A 17,192-nucleotide genomic window follows, 5' to 3' on the forward strand; every position below is an offset into this window, starting at 1 on the left:
CACCGACGCGGCTAGCCCGGGAAAGGATAGTCCGCGTCGAACGCCGCGAAACGTGCCTGCAGGAACTCGATCAGGCGGCGCTGCCGGTAAGACGGAAACCGGCTCTGCAGGAACACCAGCTGCAGCGGCACGCTGTCCTGGTACCACTCGGGAAACAGCAGCACCAGGCGGGCGGCGCTGACGTCGGCCGCGACATCGAACCAGCTTTTGAAAGCGATGCCATGGCCCGCCAGCGCCCAGTCGCGCACCACCGCGCCATCATCGCTGGTGCGCCGTCCGTTCGCCTCCACTTCCAGCCGGGACTGGCGCGAGCGAAACGGCCAGCGCATGCGCGCCTGCCCGCCCGGCGCCAGGCATAGCATCTGGTGCTGCGCCAGCGCCTCGGGCGACGCGGGCGTGCCGCAACGCGCCAGGTACGCCGGCGCGGCCACCGCCACGCGGCGCGTCAGCGCAAGCTGCCGGCGCACCAGTCCCGAATCCTCCAGCCAGCCCAGCCGCACCGCCAGGTCGACATTGCTGCGATACAGGTCGGCAAGCGTATCGCCGATGGACAGCTCAAGCGAAAGCTGCGGATGCGCCACCAGGAAATCGTCCAGCCAGCCACGCAACAAGGCGCGCCCCAGGTCGGCGGGCGCCGACAGCCGTAGCGGCCCGGCCAGTTCCTCGCGCTGCTCCGCCAGTGCGCCCTCGCCCTCCTCCAGCGCCGCCAATGCCTTGCGCGCTGCCTCCAGGAACACCCGCCCCTCCTCGGTCAGGCGCATGCGGCGGGTGGTGCGAGCGAACAGGCGTGCGCTCAGGCGTTGCTCCAGGCGAATCAGGGCCGCGCTGGCGGTGGCGGCGGTCCGGCCCAGTTCGCGCGCGGCCGCGGAGAGGTTTTCAAGCTCGGCCGTGCGGACAAAGAGTTTCAGGTCGTCTAGGGAGTACATTCAAAGCAGGTTTGATAACCATAGTTCTTGTGACATGATTATCAAACTGCACTAGCACAGTAGCAAGTGTGCATTCGCGAGGGGGGCGTCTCGCTCCGGTAGCCCCCATATGATCCACGAGTGCTTCCGGAGGATCCAACTATGCAAGTCTTCAAATGGGGCGACAGCCTGGCTATCCGCTTGCCCAATGAATTGGCGGACGTGCTTGATCTGCATGAAGGCGACGACTTCGAAGTCGTCGTTCGCAACCGTGATGTGCTCCTGGTACTGAACAAGCCTGGCAGGGCCGCCCATCTGGCCAAGCTCCGGCAGTTCCGGGGGCGCCTGCCGCCCGATTTCAGGTTTGACAGGGACGATGCCAACACGCGCGCATCAGGTACGCATTGCTGAGAGTCATCATGCAGGGCGACGTGATCGCCATGGGCATGCCGCCGGTATCCATGAAACCGGGCGACAGGATCGAAATCGATATCGGAGGCATTGGTGGACGAGCGCTTGAGGCGCGCATCACCTCAAAGACGCCCCGCCAGCTCCGCGGCCGCTTCCTCGTCGGTGCGCTCGAAGCGCAGCGGCGTCACCGAAACGGCGCCACGGCCGACCACCACCGCCTCGCTGTCGTCGGTGTCCGGCTGCGGGCCGCGCGAGAACTGCAGCCAGTGATACGGGATGCCGCGCGGGTCGACATGGGCCCGCACGGCAAGATCCTTGACGAGGCCAACGCCCTGGCGGGTGACGGTGAGCGGGCCGGCGGACCCGGGCTCCACATCGGGGAAGTTGACGTTCAGGCAGGCCTGCTGGTTCCAGCCGGCGGCAAGCAGGCGGCGGATCACGCCGGGGGCCAGCGCGCGCGCCGTTTCCCAGCGCACCGCGTTGCGATCGGTGAAGGCCTGGCTCAGCGCAATGGCCGGGATGCCCAGCAGCACGCCGGTCATGGCGGCGCCCACGGTGCCAGAGAACACGGTTTCGAGGCCGAGGTTGGCGCCACGGTTGATGCCCGACAGGACCAGGCTCGGCGGGGTGTCGGCCATCAGGTGCCGGGCGGCCATGACGACGCAGTCGCCCGGGGTGCCGCTCACGCCAAAGCGGCGCTCGCCCTGCTGGCTGATGCGCAGCGGCGCATGCAGGCTCAGGGAGTGCGAGGTGCCGCTCTGGTCATGCTCGGGCGCGACTACCCAGACCTCGCGCGCCAGCGTTGCCGCCACGGCTTCGAGCACGGCCAGCCCGGGGGCGTCGATGCCGTCATCGTTGGTGAGGAGTACGCGTTCCAATAAGGGTTCGGACATGGTGATAGAGGACCGTAGGTTGACGAATGCTGCGCTGCCTTGCGCGGCACGCTGCGTGCGGCATGGCAGCCGGGGCTAACGCCAGACTATAAACCGAAGCCGTGACGGTTCGGCCACGCGTTGCCGGATTTGCCAAGACAGGACGGCATCGGGCGACTAGCCTGCAGCCCATTGTCGATCATTGCCGCGCCCGCGCGCCGCCGGCGCGCTGAAACACCATGCCCTCATCCCGCTTCAGCGTCCCCGCTTCGGCCGCCTGGTTGTCCAGCCTGGCTTTTGTCCTGATCTGGTCGACCGGATTCATCGTGGGCCGGGCCATCGTGCCCGTGGCCCAGCCCAGCCTGTTCCTGCTGGCCCGCTTCTCCCTGGCGGCCGTACTGTTCGCAGCTGTGGCCGTGGCCGGCGCAGCGCGCTGGCCAGCGCTGCGCGAAGTGCCGCGGCACTTGCTGGCGGGCGCGCTCCTGCACGGCAGCTACCTGGGCGGCGGTTACTGGGCCATCGCGCATGGCCTTGCGCCGTCGGCCATGGCCTTGCTCGGTGCATTGCAACCGCTGCTGACCGCGCTGCTGGCAATCCCGCTGCTGGGGGAGTTTCCGTCCCGGCAGGGCTGGGGCGGGCTTGCACTGGGCTCCCTGGGCGTAGTATTGGTGGTGGCACCCGCCACCCTGGCCAGCGCACCCAGCCCCGTTTCGCCGTGGGTGGTACTGGTGGCGGTCATCTCCATCCTCTCCATCACCATGGGCACGATCCTGCAGAAAACCTCGATTGCCGCGGCCGACCTGCGCGCCAGCATGGCCTGGCAGAACGTGGGCGGTGCCCTGGTGGCCGGCGCGCTGGCATGGCTGCTGGGCGAGTCGCACTGGCAGCCGGGCATGGCGCTTTGGTCCGCACTGGCCTGGGCCACGCTGGTGCTGTCGGGCCTGGGCACCTATCTGCTGGTGCGCATCGTCAGGCGCGGGCAGGCTGCCACCGCCGCGTCGCTGATGTTCCTGGCGCCGCCGCTGGCGGCGCTGCAGGCCTGGCTGCTGTTTGGCGACAAGCTCGGGGTCCTGCAGTTACTTGGCCTGCTCGTTGCCGGCATTGGGGTCTGGCTATGCCAGGCCGCCCAGGGCGCCGGGATCCCTCGCAAAACCCGCCATGCCGCCGCACGATGACGATGCTGTGCTGCTAGCCCAGGCGGGCCGGCCGGCGCCGCTGGTGGAGACCCGCGTCTACCAGCCAGAACGGGAGTGGCATCGCCATGACTACCATCAGGTCCTGTTCGGACTGGACGGTGCCTGCGAGCTGGAAATCGGCGGCCACCTGCACCGGCTCGATCCCTGCGGCGGGCTGATCGTGCCCGCCGGGGAGCGTCACGACTTCCTTGGGCTGGCCGACAACCGGCAGTTGGTGCTGGACATTCCGCCGGGCTCGCTCGCGTTGCCGGCCGCGCTGATGGACCGGCCCAAAGCGTTTGCCATCACGGACGGCTGGAGCGAACGCGTGCGGCGCCTGGCTACGCTGCCTCAGGCAACCAGCTCCCGGCAACATCACTGGCAACTGGCCGCTACCCTTGCCGCCGACCTGGCGCAGGCGTTGGGCGTGGGCGGCCAAGCCCAGCCCACGCATTTTCCGCTGGCGCAAATCGACGCCTACCTGCGCCAGCACCTGGACGCGCCACTGCGGGCCGACCAGCTCGCGGCGCAGTTCGGCTGGAGCGTGCGGCGCTTCCATACCCTGTTCTGCGACGCCTTTGGCGATACGCCGCATCGCTACCAGACACGCCTGCGGCTGGACCAGGCCGCGCGCCTGCTGGCGGACCGGGCCCAGCCGCTGGCGGATATCTCGCTGGCCCTAGGCTTTCCCGACCAGACCACCTTTACGCGCAGCTTCACCCAGCGCTTCGGCATGCCACCGGGGGCATGGCGCGCGGGCCTCGGGCTGGCGAACATCGCCTTGCCGGCATCGCGCTAGCGCGCGAGCGGCGGTCCAGCACCAGGGCTAAGTCCCCCCCTGCGTTGCCTTTCCATGCAGTACCCTGCGCGTGCCGTGATGCGGGTGTGGCACGCGCAAGCGCGCCGGCCACGCTAGAATTACCCCCGGACCATCAACCGCCAGGGGAGCAGGATGTCAGACGCGCTTGCCACACCCAGCAGGACCAGCGAGGCGAGCACCGAGGCCAAGGCCGCCGCCGTGGTCGCTGCCCTCGCCAAGGCCGAGATCGACCAGGCCGACCATGCCATGCGCAACTGGACCGACCCCGAGCCCGGGCCGATCCGCATCGGCTCGCCGCAGCATTTGCGCATGTTCTGCAATATGCTGCTGCAAACCCACAACCCCTACAAACCCGCCGTCATCGATTGGCCCAGGCTTGACCCGGATGCCTTGCACCGGGTGACCTCGCTGCCGATATGGGATATCGCGGTACAGACCGAAGGCCGTGCCTCCGTGCGGGTGCAGGCCTTCGCCGATACCGTGACCGCCCCCCTGCTGCGCAGCGCGCTGGAAATGGATGGTGGCGAGGAGGCACGCCACAAGGTGGTGCTGTCGAAACTGGTAGAAGCCTACGGCATCGCCCTGGCACCCGAGCCTGAGTACCGCCCGCCGGCTGACGTGGAGTGGGGCTGGCTGGTCACAGGCTACAGCGAGTGCATCGATAGTTTTTTTGCCTTTGGCCTGTTTGCCGCGGCCAAGCGCTCAGGCTTCTTCCCCGTGGAACTGGTGGAAACGTTCGAGCCGGTCATCCAGGAGGAAGGCCGCCATATCCTGTTCTTCGTCAACTGGGCGGCATGGTATCGCCGCAACCTGCCCTGGTGGCGGCGCCCGCTTTACACGCTCAAGGTGATGCGGGTGTGGGCCTTCCTGATCTGGGAGCGCGTCGGCATTGCGCGCGGCATCGATGCCGATGGCGTGGCCAAGGACGCCAATTTCCCCATGAACAGCACGTCCTCGCTAGCCGAAGCCCTGTCGCCGCGGGCGATGATCGAGCTTTGCCTGGCCGAGAACGATCGCCGCATGGCCGGCTACGATCCGCGCCTGCTGCGCCCTGAAACCGTGCCCAAAGTTGCCCGGCTTGCCCGGCGCCTGTTGCGCTGATGCGTGATGCGCTGATGCCGTCGCTGCCCTACCCATCCTGTCCTGGAGTTTTTTGAGATGTTTGTGTTGTCCCTGATCTCGCTCGCCATCTGGTGCGTGCTGCTTGCCGGCCGTGCCGGCTTCTGGCGAGTGCGCAAGCCCGGCCCCGCGCCCGCGCCCGCGCAATGGCCTGAGGTGGTTGCCATCATCCCGGCTCGCAACGAAGCGGACGTGATTTGCGGCGCCGTGGCCAGCGTGCTGGGCCAGGACTATCCGGCAGCGCTGCGGCTGGTGGTGGTGGATGACCATAGCACCGACGGCACCGCCGACCTCGCGCGCAGCGCCGCGGCGGCGTTGGGCAAGGCAGATGCGCTGACCGTGATCACGGCGCGCGACCTGCCGGCCGGCTGGAGCGGCAAGGTCTGGGCGCAGTCCGAAGGCCTCGCAGCCGCCGACAAGGCAGCGCCCGGAGCCGGCTGGGTATGGCTGACGGACGCAGACATCCACCACGGCAATAGCGTGCTGGCCCGGTTGGTGGCGCGTGCCGCGCATGAGCAGCGGGACCTGGTGTCGTTGATGGTGCGGCTGCGCTGCGCATCGTGGTGGGAGCGCCTGATCGTCCCGGCCTTTGTGTTCTTCTTTGCCAAGCTCTACCCGTTTGCGCGAGTGAACAATCCGCGCAGCGGCGTGGCGGCGGCCGCCGGCGGCTGCATGCTGGCGCGCCGTACCGCGCTGGCCCGCATTGGCGGATTTGCCGCGATCCGGGGCGAACTGATCGATGACTGCAGCCTGGCCGCCTGCATCAAGCAAGGCGGCTCGATCCGCCTTGACCTGGCCGACGACAGCATTTCCGTGCGCCCCTACGATGACTGGCGCAGCCTGTGGGACATGATTGCCCGCAGCGCCTACACCCAATTGCATTACTCGCCGCTGCTGCTGGCCGGCGCCGTGGCCGGCATGGTCCTCACCTACCTGGCGCCGCCCTTGCTGGCGCTCGGCGGCGGCCTGCGGCTGTGGCCGGCATGGGCCGCCTGGCTGGCCATGGCGCTGGCCTACGTGCCCATGCTGCGTGAATACCGCCAGCCGCTCTGGCTGGCCCCCCTGCTGCCGGTGACGGCGTTGTTCTACCTCGGCGCCACGGTCGACTCCGCGCGCCGCTACTGGCTGCGCAAAGGCGGCCAGTGGAAGGGACGCGCGCAGGCGCCCCAACGGGGCTGACCGTCGGGGCTTAACCCATTAACCCAGGTAGCCAGCGCTACGGAACCAGTCGAGCGCCTCGCTCAGCCCTTGTTGATATGGCCGCGCCTGGTAGCCTAGCGCCAGGCGGGCTTTCTCCGAGCTGAAGAACATCCGGTACTTCGACATCGACAGGCCGTCCGCTGTCAGGAAAGGCTCCTTGCCGGTCATGCGCGCCACCGCTTCCGCCGCGTAGGCGAGCGGGTAAAGCGGCCAGCGCGGCAAGCGCATGGTTGGGGCGCGCCGCCCCGTCATGGCAGCAATATCGGCCAGCATCTGTTGCAGGCCCACGTCCTGCCCGCCGAGGATGTAGCGTTCGCCGGTCACGCCGCGCGCCAGCGCCTGCATATGGCCTTCGGCCACGTCGTCCACATGCACCAGGTTGAGGCCGGTATCGACGAAGGCGGGAATCTTGCCGGTGGCGGCCTCTACGATGATGCGGCCCGTGGGCGTGGGCCGCACGTCACGCGGGCCGATCGGCGTGGAGGGGTTGACGATCACGGCAGGAAGCCCGTCGCGGGCCACCATGCGCTCCACCACGCGTTCGGCCAGCACCTTGCTGCGCTTGTAGGCGCCAATCGCCTCATGGCCGGCCATGGCGGCCTCTTCGGTCACCGGCGCGGTGGCGCCCGCGACGCGCAAGGTAGCCACGCTGCTGGTGTAGACGATGCGCTCGACCCCGCAAGCTAGTGCCGCACCCATCACCGTCTCGGTGCCAGCCACATTGGTGCGCACGATTTCCTCGGGATCCGGCGCCCACAGCCGGTAGTCCGCCGCCACGTGGAAGAGATAGCGCACCCCTCGGAGCGCGCTTTCCATGGCGCGCGCGTCGCGCATGTCGCCCTCGGCGATCTCCACGGGCAGGCCCTCCAGGTTGCGGCGCGGGCTGCCGGCGCGTACCATCGCCCGTACGCGAAAACCGCGCGCCAGTGCCTGCCGCGCCACTGCCGAGCCGAGAAAGCCGGATGCGCCCGTTACCAGGACGTAGTCCCCTGAACTCATTTCACCCACCGAAAAACCCTCAAAGTGTTGCTGGCTGTAGCCAGGTGCCAGGCAAAGGTTGCCGCACCGGTATATAGTAACCACCGTATGACGGGAAAGTGATTCCGGAATATCAACTTATGCTGAACCCGTTGACTGGGTCGGGGGGCCTATCTTTATGCAGGTGATTCTTGCTCAACCCCGCGGTTTTTGTGCTGGTGTGGTGCGCGCGATCGAGATTGTAGACCGTGCCCTCGTCAAACACGGAGCCCCGGTGTTCGTGCGACACGAAATCGTGCACAACAAGCACGTGGTCGAAGGGTTGAGACGCAAGGGCGCGCAATTTGTGGAAGAACTGGACGAAGTGCCGACCGGCGCCGTCACCATCTTCAGCGCGCATGGTGTCTCCAAGGATGTCGAGAGCGATGCCAGGACCCGCCAGCTGCACTCGATCGACGCGACCTGCCCGCTGGTGATCAAGGTCCACACCCAGGGGCGTCAGTACGCCGCCAGTGGCCGCACCGTGATCCTGATCGGCCATGCCGGCCATCCGGAGGTCGAGGGCACGATGGGGCAAATTCCCGGCAAGGTAATCCTGGTGCAGAGCGAGGCGGAAGTCGCACTGCTCGACCTGCCCGCAGACACCCCGGTTGCCTACGTGACCCAGACTACGCTCAGCGTGGACGACACACGTAATATAATTGCCGCCCTGAGCCGGCGTTTTGCCAATCTGGTCGGGCCGGATACGCGTGACATCTGCTACGCCACGCAAAACCGCCAAAGCGCCGTGCGCGAGCTCTCCAAGCAGGTGGAAGTGATCCTTGTGATCGGCGCCACCAATAGTTCCAACTCCAACCGCCTGCGTGAAATCGGCACGGAGAGCGGTGTGCCCAGCTATTTGATTGCCGATGGCAGCGAACTGAACCCCGAGTGGGTGCGCGGCGTCGAAGTCGTTGGGATCACGGCCGGCGCCTCCGCCCCCGAGGAAATGGTCAAGGACGTGATCGCCACGTTGCGCCAGCTCGGCCCGGTGGACGTATCGGTCATGGATGGCCGCGAGGAACACGCCGAATTCCGCTTGCCAGCCGAGCTGGCCGATCCGTCGCCGCGCAGGCAGGCAGCCGGCACGGCCACCGCCGAAGCCGCGCCGCAGCCGGACCCGCAAACCGCCGCTGGCTAACGCCCGGGCGCCCCTATAACAAGGAAGTACATTTTGGCCATTCCCTTTTTGCAGGTTGCCCGCGTGGGCGCCTATGTCGTCAAGCAGCACCTCTCGGGCAACAAGCGCTATCCGCTCGCGCTGATGCTCGAGCCGCTGTTCCGCTGCAACCTGGCCTGTAACGGCTGCGGCAAGATCGACTATCCGGATCCCATCCTGAACCAGCGCCTGTCCATCGAGCAGTGCCTGGGCGCGGTCGACGAATGCGGCGCACCGGTGGTGTCCATTGCCGGTGGCGAGCCGCTGCTGCACAAGGACATGCCCACCATCGTCAAGGGCATCATTGCGCGCCGCAAGTTTGTGTACCTGTGCACCAATGCGCTGCTGATGGAAAAGAAACTGGACCAGTACGAGCCGAGCCCGTACTTCGTCTGGTCGGTGCACCTGGACGGCGACCGCGAGATGCACGACCGCTCGGTGAGCCAGGAAGGCGTGTACGACCGTTGCGTCGAAGCCATCGCCGCGGCCAAGAAGCGCGGCTTCCGCGTCAACATCAACTGCACGCTGTTCAACGATGCCGAGCCGGAAAAGGTCGCCCGCTTCTTCGACTCCGTGAAGGCCATGGGCGTGGACGGCATCACCGTCTCGCCGGGCTACGCCTACGAGCGCGCGCCCGACCAGCAGCACTTCCTGAACCGCGGCAAGACCCGCCAGCTGTTCCGCGACATCCTGTCGCGCGGCCGCGCCGGCAAGAACTGGGCGTTCAGCCAGTCCACGCTGTTCCTGGATTTCCTGGCCGGCAACCAGACCTACAAGTGCACGCCCTGGGGCAATCCGGCGCGCACCGTGTTCGGCTGGCAGCGTCCGTGCTACCTGCTGGGCGAAGGCTACGTCGACACCTTCAAGGAACTGATGGAAGGCACCGACTGGGACGCCTATGGCGTGGGCCACTACGAGAAGTGTGCCGACTGCATGGTCCATAGCGGCTTTGAGGCCACCGCGGTAGCGGACACCATCGCGCACCCGCTCAAGGCGTTGGGCGTGAGCCTGCGCGGCGTGCGTACGTCGGGCCCGATGGCACCGGATATCGACCTGACCCAGCAGCGCCCGGCCGAGTACGTGTTCTCGAAGCACGTGGAGATCAAGCTCGAAGAGATCGGCCGCGCGAAGCCTTCCAAAGCAGCCAACGACGCCGCGGCACGCAAGGCCGCTGCGCACTAAGCCGAAGGCCGGCCAGCAAAAAGGCTCGCCCCCGGGTACCGCGCGTACCCGGGGGCGAGCCTTTTGTGTCTGGCGTTGTCGCTGACGCGCTGGCTCAGGCCCGGCGCTCAGGCGTCGGCGGACTGGCGTGCGTTGTGGTTGGCCAGGTACTTGAGCAGGCCGTCGATGCCGTTGCGCGCGACGATATCGGCGAACTGGCGGCGGTACACCTCGATCAGCCAGGCGCCCATCATGTTGATGTCGTAGATCTTCCAGCCGTTGCCGCTGCGCTGCAGGCGGTAATCGATCTGCATTTCATCGCCGTTGTTCAGCACGCGTGTCTCCACCACGACATCCGTGGCGCCGCTGGCGGCCAGCGTCGGCTTGTAGCTGAACTTCACGTTCTGCTCGCGCAGTTGCGACAGCGAGACCGCGTAGCTGCGCACCAGCAAGGTCTGGAACTGCTCGTACAGCTGCTTTTGCTGCTCGGGCGTGGCATTGCGCCAGGCGCTGCCGACCGCCAGCCGGGTGGTGCGCTCAAAATCGGCGTACGGCAGGAACTGGCGCTGCACGACCGCGGTGATCTTGGCGAGGTCGCCGTTGCGGGTGTCGGGGCTGGACTGGATGGTGCCGATCACGCCCTCGACCGCCGCACGTACCAGGCGGTCCGGCGAGGACCTGTCAACCGTTTGCGCTTGCGCGGGGCAAACCATGGCCACTGCGGCAAGCGGAACGAGGGGGATGAGGGGAACGAGGGCCTGGAAAGCAATACCGTGTTTCTTCATGCGAATTTGGACCTGAAAATGCCAGTCGGTTCGCCGCCGGCAACGCCCGGCAGACTTGCCAGGAAAATCAAACAGGAAATGCGCCGCGCTGCGCCGCTGCAGGGCTGCAGCCCGGTCCGCGCGCACGTGCCGGGGCAGTATAGCGCACCGGCGCGCGCGCTCCGCGCAGCGCCACACCGCGCCGTCCCGTTATACTCGCGGCTGCCACTTTGCGCCCTGCTTTGCGCCTTTGACTACGCGCGTCATTGCGCACCACACCGTTACTGCTCCCTATATCGCCCATGTTGACGTCGTTGGTCATCCGCATTGTCCAGTTTTCCACCCGCCGCGCATGGCCCGTCATCGCGCTGGCGTTGCTGCTGACCCTCGTCAGCGGCGCCTATGTGGCCGGCCATTTCGCCATCAATACCGATATCAGCCGCCTGCTCGAGTCGGACCAGCCCTGGGCGCGCCGCGATGCCGCCGTAAGCGCCGCGTTTCCCCAACGCGACCAGATGATCCTGGCGGTGGTACAGGCGCCGGCGCCCGAGCTGGCGGACGCCGCCGCCAATGAGCTGGCTGACGCGCTCGCCAAGCAAGGCAAGCTCTTTCGCGCCGTCAGCCAGCCCGGTGGCGGCGAATTCTTCGAACGCAACGGCCTGCTCTTCGTCGATACCGCCAAGCTGCGCGACGTTACGTCGGAGTTGACCCAGGCGCGGCCGCTCCTGAACGCGCTGGCGCACGACCCGACCCTGCGCGGCCTTTCCGATACGCTATCGACCACGCTGTCGCTGCCGCTGCAACTGGGCCAGGTCAAACTGGGCGACATGGCCAAGCTGCTCGGCAAGAGCGCGGATACGGTCGACCGGGTACTCGCTGGCAAGCCGGGCGCCTTGTCCTGGACCGGGCTGGTGGATTCGAGCCAGGAGCCCGCCCCGGGCCACCCCGCCACGGCGTTCGTCGCGCTCAGCCCCGTGCTTGACTACGCTGGCCTGCAGGCCGGCGCGGATGCCGCCCATGCCATCCGCGCCACGGCCACCAAGCTGGGCCTGGCACAGCGCTACGGCGCCCAGGTACGCCTGACCGGCTCGCAGGCGCTGGCCGACGACGAGTTTGCCTCGGTCAAGGAAGGCGCGGCCTTCAATGGCGCGCTGACGGTGCTGGTGGTGATCCTGATCCTGTGGCTGGCGTTGCGCTCCAAGCGCCTGATCCTGGCCGTGCTGGCCAGCCTGGCGGTCGGACTGGCCATCACCGCGGCCCTCGGGCTGGCCATGGTGGGCGCGCTCAACATGATCTCCGTGGCCTTTGCCGTGCTGTTTGTCGGCCTGGGCGTGGATTTCGGCATCCAGTTTGGCGTGCGCTACCGCGCCGAGCGCCATGTGCATACCGATATCCCGGACGCGCTGGCCAGCACGGCGCGGGCAGTCGGCGTGCCGCTGGCGCTGGCCGCGGCTTCCACCGCGGCGGCCTTCTTCTGCTTCCTGCCCACCAACTATCGCGGCGTGGCCGAGCTGGGCCAGATCGCCGGCGTGGGCATGCTGGTGGCGTTCCTCACCACCATCACGCTGTTGCCCGCCCTGATCACCGTGTTCCGCCCGAAGGACGAAGTGGGACGGGTCGAAGTGCCTGGCTTTAAATGGCTGGCGCCCGCCGACGATTTCTTCGAGCGCAATCGCAAGCGCGTACTGCTTGCAACCGGCGCCCTGATTCTGGCGGGGTCGCCGCTGCTGATGCACCTGCGTTTCGACTTCGATCCGCTGCACCTCAAGGACCCGCATTCCGAGTCGATGGCCACCTTGCTCTCGCTCAAGGACGCGCCCCAGGCAGGCACCGACAACGTCAGCGTGCTGGCGCCCTCGCTGGCCGCCGCGCAGGACACCGCCGCCCGCCTGGCAGCGCTGCCGGAAGTCTCGCGCGCCGTCACGCTGCAGACCTTCATCCCCGACGACCAGCCAGCGCGGCTCGCCTTGATCGCCGCCGCTTCGGCCAGCCTGATGCCGGTGCTGACGCAGGCAACGGCCACCCCTGCCAACGATGCCAGGCTAGTCAATTCGCTCAAGAACGCGGCACGCCAGCTCGCGCTTGCCGCGGACGAGCACCCCGGCCCGGGCGCCGCCGAGGCGGCGCGCCTGGCAGCCTCGCTGCGAAAACTGGCCGCCGCGGACGCGGCCACGCGCGAGCGCGCCGAGCAAGCCATCGCCCAGCCGCTGCGCCTGGCGCTGGCGCGGCTGCAGCGCGCGCTAGCGCCACAGCCGATCGCCCGCGAAACCCTGCCGCCGGCACTGGTGCGCGACTGGGTTGCCCCGGATGGCCAGGCGCTCGTCAGCGTGAGCCCCAAGCTTCCCGTCGCGGCCACGCCAGGAGACGCCTCCAGCACCGGCGACAGCGATGCGCGCGACGCCGCGCTCACGCGCTTTATCGACGCCGTCCAGCGCGTCGAGCCCACCGCGGTTGGCGGCCCGATCTCGATCCGAGGCTCCGCCGACACCATCATGACAGCCTTTGCCCAGGCCGGCGTGTGGGCCGTGCTGTCGATCACGCTGCTGCTGTGGATCACGCTGCGCCGCGTGGGTGATGTGCTGCGCACGCTGGTGCCGCTGCTGGTGTCCGCGCTGGTGACGCTGGAGCTGTGCGTGGTGTTCGGTATTCCGCTCAATTTCGCCAACGTGATCGCGCTGCCACTGCTGTTCGGCATCGGCGTGGCCTTCAAGATCTACTACGTGATCGCGTGGCGCGAGGGCAAGACCCAACTGCTGCAATCCCCGCTGACGCACGCCGTGCTGTTCAGCGCCGCCACCACCGCCGCCGCCTTCGGCAGCCTGTGGCTGTCCCAGCATCCGGGCACGGCCAGCATGGGCAAATTGCTGGCACTCGCGCTAGCATGCACGCTGGTCGGTGCCGTATTCTTTCAGCCGATCCTGATGGGGCGGCCGCGCGAGCGGTCGGCCCCCGCCACCGGTCCGGCCCATTGATGTCTCGTCTCCATAGAACAATGACTCACCCCGACTCTCGCCTCTCTCGCCTCCTGCCGGCGCTCTCTTTCTCGCTGTTGGTCACAGCCTGCGCCAGCGGCCCGCAAGCCAGCCCTGACGACCCCCTGGAGCCGCTCAACCGCGTTGTCTTCAAGGTCAACGACAAGGCCGACGAGTACGTCGCGACGCCGCTGGCCAAGGGCTACCGCGCCGTCACGCCGCAACCGGTGCGCACGGCGGTCACCAATTTCTATTCGAACCTCGCCGACGTCGGCAATACGGTCAACAACCTGCTGCAAGGCAAGGGCGTGGATGCGGCGGAAAGCTTCATGCGGGTGGCGGTGAACTCCGTGCTGGGCATTGGCGGCCTGATCGATATCGCCACGCCCGCCGGCATCGGCAAGCACTCCCAGGACTTCGGGCTGACGCTCGGCGTTTGGGGCGTGCCGGCCGGCCCGTACCTGGTCCTGCCGCTGTTCGGCCCCAGCTCGGTCCGCGACGGCGTTGGGCTGTATGTGAACTTCCAGCTGTCCCCGACCACGTGGGTGAACGATGAAGGCGTGAAGTGGGGCCTGTGGGGCCTGGGCTTCCTGGACGCACGGACCAATGCGCTTGGCGCGACCGATCTGCTGTCGCTGGCGGCGCTGGATAAGTACAGCTTTGTGCGCGATGCATACCGCCAGCGCAGGCAGTACCTGATCCAGGGCGGTGGAGGGAAGCTGCCGGACTATGAGGATACCGAAGCGCCGGCCGAAAGCGCGGCGCCTGCGCCTGGCGCACCGGGGGCGCCTGTCGGCGCGGAAGACAAAACGCCCGAAGGCGAAGCGAAGAAGCCCTGAGCCTGGCTTGACCCTGTCTGGCTGGCCCTGGCCTTAATCCGGGCCTTAATCCAGGCCTTAGTCCAGGCCTAAGCCAAACCCCATCCCCACCCTGCCCCTGGCGGCCAGCAGCGCAAGCCTGGCCAGCCTCGCATCCCTGCCCAGCCGGATCAGGTCCGGCACCTGTCCCGGCCCCGCCAGCAGCGCCTTGAGCAATGCCCAGATGTCGGTGCTGCCATCGGGACCCATGCCGGCCACCGCGGCGGGCGGCACTTCCCGCTGCGCGGGATCGATCACCACCCGGCAGGCGGCGAACGGCAGCCCGAATTCCTCGGCGACACGCGCTGCGATATGCGATTCCATGTCGACCGCCAGCGCACCGGTGGCCGCATGCAACGCCGTCTTGGCCGCCACCGAGGTCACAGCCTGGTCAGCGCCGGCAAGCACGCCGGAAATGGCCTCGGGCAAGGCAAGCGAAAGCGAGCGCGACCAACTGGCGTCAACGGGCCGCAATCGATTCCCATCATGGATGGCAGAGGCGACGATCACCCGGCCGGGCAACAGCGCGGGATCCAGCCCGCCGGCCACGCCAAAGCTGATCACGCCGGCGCAGGGATGCGCCAGGCGTTGCCGCAGGCCTTGCGCCAAGGCTTCGGCGCGCAGGCCGTGCAGGGTTTCAACGCCGGGGCCGGCGGCGATGCCGGCCTCGAAGCGCATGCCAGTCACCACCAGCGTGGGACCGGCATGGCGTTGCGGCAAGCTTGGCGCCGTCACATCCCCCACGCCACTGCCCGCGTGCCGTCGCGGCGCAGGTTGCGGTAGCGCGCCAGTGCCCACAGCGGGAAGAAGCGCGCGTAGCCGTGGTAGCGCAGGTAGAACACGCGGGGGAAGCCCACCGCGGTGAAGCGCGCCTCGCTCCACAGGCCGTCGGCCTGCTGCATGCGCATGAGGTAGTCCACACCACGCGCCACGGCCGGATGATCGACCTGGCCCGCGGCCATCAGGCCCAGCACCGCCCAGGCGGTTTGCGACGGCACGCTCGGCGCGGTCTCGTAGCCCTGGTAGTCGAGGCGGTAGCTGCTGCCGTCCTCGCCCCAGCCGCCGTCAGCGTTCTGGATCGAGATCAGCCAGTCGGCGGCGCGGCGCATTTCCGGCGCTTCGGGCGCCATGCCGGCCGCATTGAGCGCACACAGCGCGCTCCACGTGCCGTAGACATAGTTCGTGCCCCAGCGGCCATACCAGCTGCCGTCGGCCATCTGCTCGTCGAGCAGGTAACGCTGGGCGCGCCGGAAGGCTTCGCTGCTGGCCGCGGTCTCGCCCAGTTGCGCGAGCATCGACAGACAGCGCGCCGACACGTCGGCGGTGGGCGGATCGAGCAAGGCACCATGATCCGCGAACGGGATATTGTTCAGGTACTCATGCGTGTTCTCGGGCTCGAACGCGCCCCAGCCGCCGTTGCCGCTCTGCATGCCCGCCACCCACTCGCGCGCGCGGCTGACAGCCTCTTCGTAGCGTGAACGATGGCTGGCCGGTGCCACAGCCGGCGCGGCTGCGCCGGTGCGCGCCGCGCGGTCCATGGCCATCGCCACCACGGCGGTGTCGTCCACGTCCGGGTAATGCGGGTTGGCGTACTGGAAAGCCCAGCCGCCGGGACGCACGTCGGGGCGCCGCACGATCCAGTCGCCGCGCACGTCCAGCACCTGCAGCGGGCGCAGCCATTGCAAGCCGCGCTCAACGGCCGCCTCGGCGCGCGGGCCGCCCACTTCCAGCAAGGCGTGGCTGGCCAGCGAGGTGTCCCACACCGGCGACAGGCACGGCTGGCAATAGGCCTCGTCGCCATGCACCACCAGCAGCTTCTCGATGGAGGCGCGGGCCACCGCCACATCGGGATCGGTGCGCGGCACGCCGAGCACGTCGAACATCATCACGGCATTCGCCATGGCCGGAAAGATCGCACCCAGGCCATCCTCGCCGTTCAGGCGTTCGCGCACGAACTTCTCGGCGCGGGCGATGGCGCGCGCGCGCAGGCTGCGGGGGAACAATGGCTCCGCCACGCGCAAGCCGGCGTCGAGCACACGGAACAAGCCGAACCACACGCGCTTCTGGTGCGGCGCGCGCGGGGCCAGCCGGGCTGCCTGGCAAGGACGGATGAACAATTCGTCGATGCCCACGCCACGCGGGTTCCTGGCCTGGGGACGCAGGCTGTTGAGCACCAGCAGCGGCACGATCACCGTGCGGGCCCAGTACGCGACCTTGGACAGGTGGAACGGGAACCACAGCGGCAGCAACATGATCTCCACCGGCATCATCGGCACCGCCTGCCACGGCATCACGCCGTACAGCGCGAGCAGCGTGCGGGTGAAGACATTGCTGGCCTCGGCGCCGCCCATCCCGTGGATGGCGGCGCGGGCACGGCGCATAGGCTCCGACTCGGTGTCGTCGCCAATCATCTTGAGTGCGAAATACGCCTTCACGCTGGCGCTGATGTCCGAGCGGCCCTGATGGAACAGCGGCCAGCCGCCATCGGCGTTCTGGATGCGGCGCAGGTAACGCGCGATACGGGCTTCCAGCACGGTATCCGGGGTCTCGCCCAGGTAGTGCACCAGCAGTACATATTCCGCCGGAATCGTGGCGTCGGCCTCCAGCTCGAACACCCAGTGGCCATCCGGCCGCTGGCTCGCCAGCAAGGCGTCAAGCGCGCGGTCAAGCGTGCCCTCCAGCTCATCTTGCGCGGGCTCATTCGAATTGGGGGATAGTGCAACTTGGCTCATCGGTTTCGATGTCCTCTTTTCAACAACG

The 17,192-nt window shown here is 67.9% G+C and carries 15 protein-coding genes; 9 read left to right on the forward strand and 6 right to left on the reverse strand.

Translation table 11 applies throughout. The features are described from left to right. Positions 1 to 11 precede the first annotated feature (11 nt). Positions 12 to 926 (reverse strand): LysR family transcriptional regulator, encoded by a 915-nt coding sequence (locus AC1Q7Q_RS36720; protein WP_492372998.1) that lies wholly within the window; start codon positions 924 to 926, stop codon positions 12 to 14. 141 nt (positions 927 to 1,067) lie between these two features. On the opposite strand from AC1Q7Q_RS36720, the gene AC1Q7Q_RS36725 reads away from it, so the two are divergent. After that, on the forward strand, positions 1,068 to 1,316 hold the full coding sequence (locus tag AC1Q7Q_RS36725; protein ID WP_492372999.1) for an AbrB/MazE/SpoVT family DNA-binding domain-containing protein: 249 nt from the start codon (positions 1,068 to 1,070) through the stop codon (positions 1,314 to 1,316). Positions 1,317 to 1,438: 122 nt separating this feature from the next. Here AC1Q7Q_RS36725 and surE read toward each other — a convergent pair whose 3' ends face one another. Continuing rightward, a complete protein-coding gene (gene surE / locus AC1Q7Q_RS36730; RefSeq protein WP_492373000.1) occupies positions 1,439 to 2,209 on the reverse strand; it encodes a 5'/3'-nucleotidase SurE in 771 nt (256 codons plus the stop codon). Positions 2,210 to 2,427: 218 nt separating this feature from the next. Between surE and AC1Q7Q_RS36735 the strand changes: the two genes are divergently transcribed. The 4 genes from AC1Q7Q_RS36735 to AC1Q7Q_RS36750 all read left to right on the forward strand — a co-directional run bounded on the left by AC1Q7Q_RS36735 (position 2,428) and on the right by AC1Q7Q_RS36750 (position 6,481). Continuing rightward, positions 2,428 to 3,363 (forward strand): DMT family transporter, encoded by a 936-nt coding sequence (locus AC1Q7Q_RS36735; RefSeq protein ID WP_492373001.1) that lies wholly within the window; start codon positions 2,428 to 2,430, stop codon positions 3,361 to 3,363. Then, complete coding sequence (locus AC1Q7Q_RS36740) at positions 3,347 to 4,162, forward strand: helix-turn-helix transcriptional regulator (protein ID WP_492373002.1); 816 nt, start codon at positions 3,347 to 3,349, stop codon at positions 4,160 to 4,162. The genes AC1Q7Q_RS36735 and AC1Q7Q_RS36740 overlap by 17 nt, the downstream gene beginning before the upstream one ends. 153 nt (positions 4,163 to 4,315) lie before the next feature. Beyond that, entirely contained in the window at positions 4,316 to 5,284 is a 969-nt protein-coding gene (locus AC1Q7Q_RS36745; RefSeq protein WP_492373003.1) for a ferritin-like domain-containing protein, read from the forward strand. Between the two features lie 57 nt (positions 5,285 to 5,341). Next, positions 5,342 to 6,481 (forward strand): glycosyltransferase, encoded by a 1,140-nt coding sequence (locus AC1Q7Q_RS36750; protein ID WP_492373004.1) that lies wholly within the window; start codon positions 5,342 to 5,344, stop codon positions 6,479 to 6,481. A gap of 18 nt (positions 6,482 to 6,499) precedes the next feature. Here the strand turns inward: AC1Q7Q_RS36750 and hpnA are convergent, their stop codons facing one another. Then, positions 6,500 to 7,501, reverse strand: coding sequence for a hopanoid-associated sugar epimerase (hpnA, locus tag AC1Q7Q_RS36755; RefSeq protein WP_492373005.1), 1,002 nt, complete (start codon positions 7,499 to 7,501; stop codon positions 6,500 to 6,502). A gap of 157 nt (positions 7,502 to 7,658) precedes the next feature. Here hpnA and ispH point away from each other — a divergent pair, with 157 nt between their 5' ends. Next, a complete protein-coding gene (ispH, locus tag AC1Q7Q_RS36760) occupies positions 7,659 to 8,660 on the forward strand; it encodes a 4-hydroxy-3-methylbut-2-enyl diphosphate reductase (protein ID WP_492373006.1) in 1,002 nt (333 codons plus the stop codon). A 33-nt stretch (positions 8,661 to 8,693) separates the two neighbouring features. Next, a complete protein-coding gene (gene hpnH, locus AC1Q7Q_RS36765) occupies positions 8,694 to 9,860 on the forward strand; it encodes an adenosyl-hopene transferase HpnH (protein WP_492373007.1) in 1,167 nt (388 codons plus the stop codon). 107 nt (positions 9,861 to 9,967) lie between these two features. Here the strand turns inward: hpnH and AC1Q7Q_RS36770 are convergent, their stop codons facing one another. Beyond that, positions 9,968 to 10,624 (reverse strand): MlaC/ttg2D family ABC transporter substrate-binding protein, encoded by a 657-nt coding sequence (locus tag AC1Q7Q_RS36770; protein WP_492373008.1) that lies wholly within the window; start codon positions 10,622 to 10,624, stop codon positions 9,968 to 9,970. Between the two features lie 281 nt (positions 10,625 to 10,905). Between AC1Q7Q_RS36770 and hpnN the strand changes: the two genes are divergently transcribed. Beyond that, on the forward strand, positions 10,906 to 13,575 hold the full coding sequence (gene hpnN, locus AC1Q7Q_RS36775) for a hopanoid transporter HpnN (protein ID WP_492373009.1): 2,670 nt from the start codon (positions 10,906 to 10,908) through the stop codon (positions 13,573 to 13,575). Between the two features lie 20 nt (positions 13,576 to 13,595). Continuing rightward, positions 13,596 to 14,414 carry an MlaA family lipoprotein gene (locus AC1Q7Q_RS36780; RefSeq protein ID WP_492373010.1) on the forward strand — a complete coding sequence of 273 codons (819 nt, stop codon included), beginning with the start codon at positions 13,596 to 13,598 and terminating at the stop codon, positions 14,412 to 14,414. Positions 14,415 to 14,471: 57 nt separating this feature from the next. Here AC1Q7Q_RS36780 and AC1Q7Q_RS36785 read toward each other — a convergent pair whose 3' ends face one another. Next, entirely contained in the window at positions 14,472 to 15,152 is a 681-nt protein-coding gene (locus AC1Q7Q_RS36785) for a phosphorylase (protein ID WP_492373011.1), read from the reverse strand. Between the two features lie 11 nt (positions 15,153 to 15,163). Next, entirely contained in the window at positions 15,164 to 17,164 is a 2,001-nt protein-coding gene (gene shc / locus AC1Q7Q_RS36790) for a squalene--hopene cyclase (RefSeq protein ID WP_492373012.1), read from the reverse strand. Between the last annotated feature and the right edge of the window lie 28 nt (positions 17,165 to 17,192).

This window comes from Cupriavidus sp. GW823-FHT07A04 (assembly GCF_058794615.1).

Excerpts from the sequence above, each read along its gene's own strand:
- AC1Q7Q_RS36720 (WP_492372998.1), bottom strand. The coding sequence starts at position 926 with ATGTACTCCCTAGACGACCTGAAACTCTTTGTCCGCACGGCCGAGCTT.
- AC1Q7Q_RS36725 (WP_492372999.1), top strand. The coding sequence starts at position 1,068 with ATGCAAGTCTTCAAATGGGGCGACAGCCTGGCTATCCGCTTGCCCAAT.
- surE (WP_492373000.1), bottom strand. The coding sequence starts at position 2,209 with ATGTCCGAACCCTTATTGGAACGCGTACTCCTCACCAACGATGACGGC.
- AC1Q7Q_RS36735 (WP_492373001.1), top strand. The coding sequence starts at position 2,428 with ATGCCCTCATCCCGCTTCAGCGTCCCCGCTTCGGCCGCCTGGTTGTCC.
- AC1Q7Q_RS36740 (WP_492373002.1), top strand. The coding sequence starts at position 3,347 with ATGCCGCCGCACGATGACGATGCTGTGCTGCTAGCCCAGGCGGGCCGG.
- AC1Q7Q_RS36745 (WP_492373003.1), top strand. The coding sequence starts at position 4,316 with ATGTCAGACGCGCTTGCCACACCCAGCAGGACCAGCGAGGCGAGCACC.
- AC1Q7Q_RS36750 (WP_492373004.1), top strand. The coding sequence starts at position 5,342 with ATGTTTGTGTTGTCCCTGATCTCGCTCGCCATCTGGTGCGTGCTGCTT.
- hpnA (WP_492373005.1), bottom strand. The coding sequence starts at position 7,501 with ATGAGTTCAGGGGACTACGTCCTGGTAACGGGCGCATCCGGCTTTCTC.
- ispH (WP_492373006.1), top strand. The coding sequence starts at position 7,659 with ATGCAGGTGATTCTTGCTCAACCCCGCGGTTTTTGTGCTGGTGTGGTG.
- AC1Q7Q_RS36770 (WP_492373008.1), bottom strand. The coding sequence starts at position 10,624 with ATGAAGAAACACGGTATTGCTTTCCAGGCCCTCGTTCCCCTCATCCCC.
- hpnN (WP_492373009.1), top strand. The coding sequence starts at position 10,906 with ATGTTGACGTCGTTGGTCATCCGCATTGTCCAGTTTTCCACCCGCCGC.
- AC1Q7Q_RS36780 (WP_492373010.1), top strand. The coding sequence starts at position 13,596 with ATGACTCACCCCGACTCTCGCCTCTCTCGCCTCCTGCCGGCGCTCTCT.
- shc (WP_492373012.1), bottom strand. The coding sequence starts at position 17,164 with ATGAGCCAAGTTGCACTATCCCCCAATTCGAATGAGCCCGCGCAAGAT.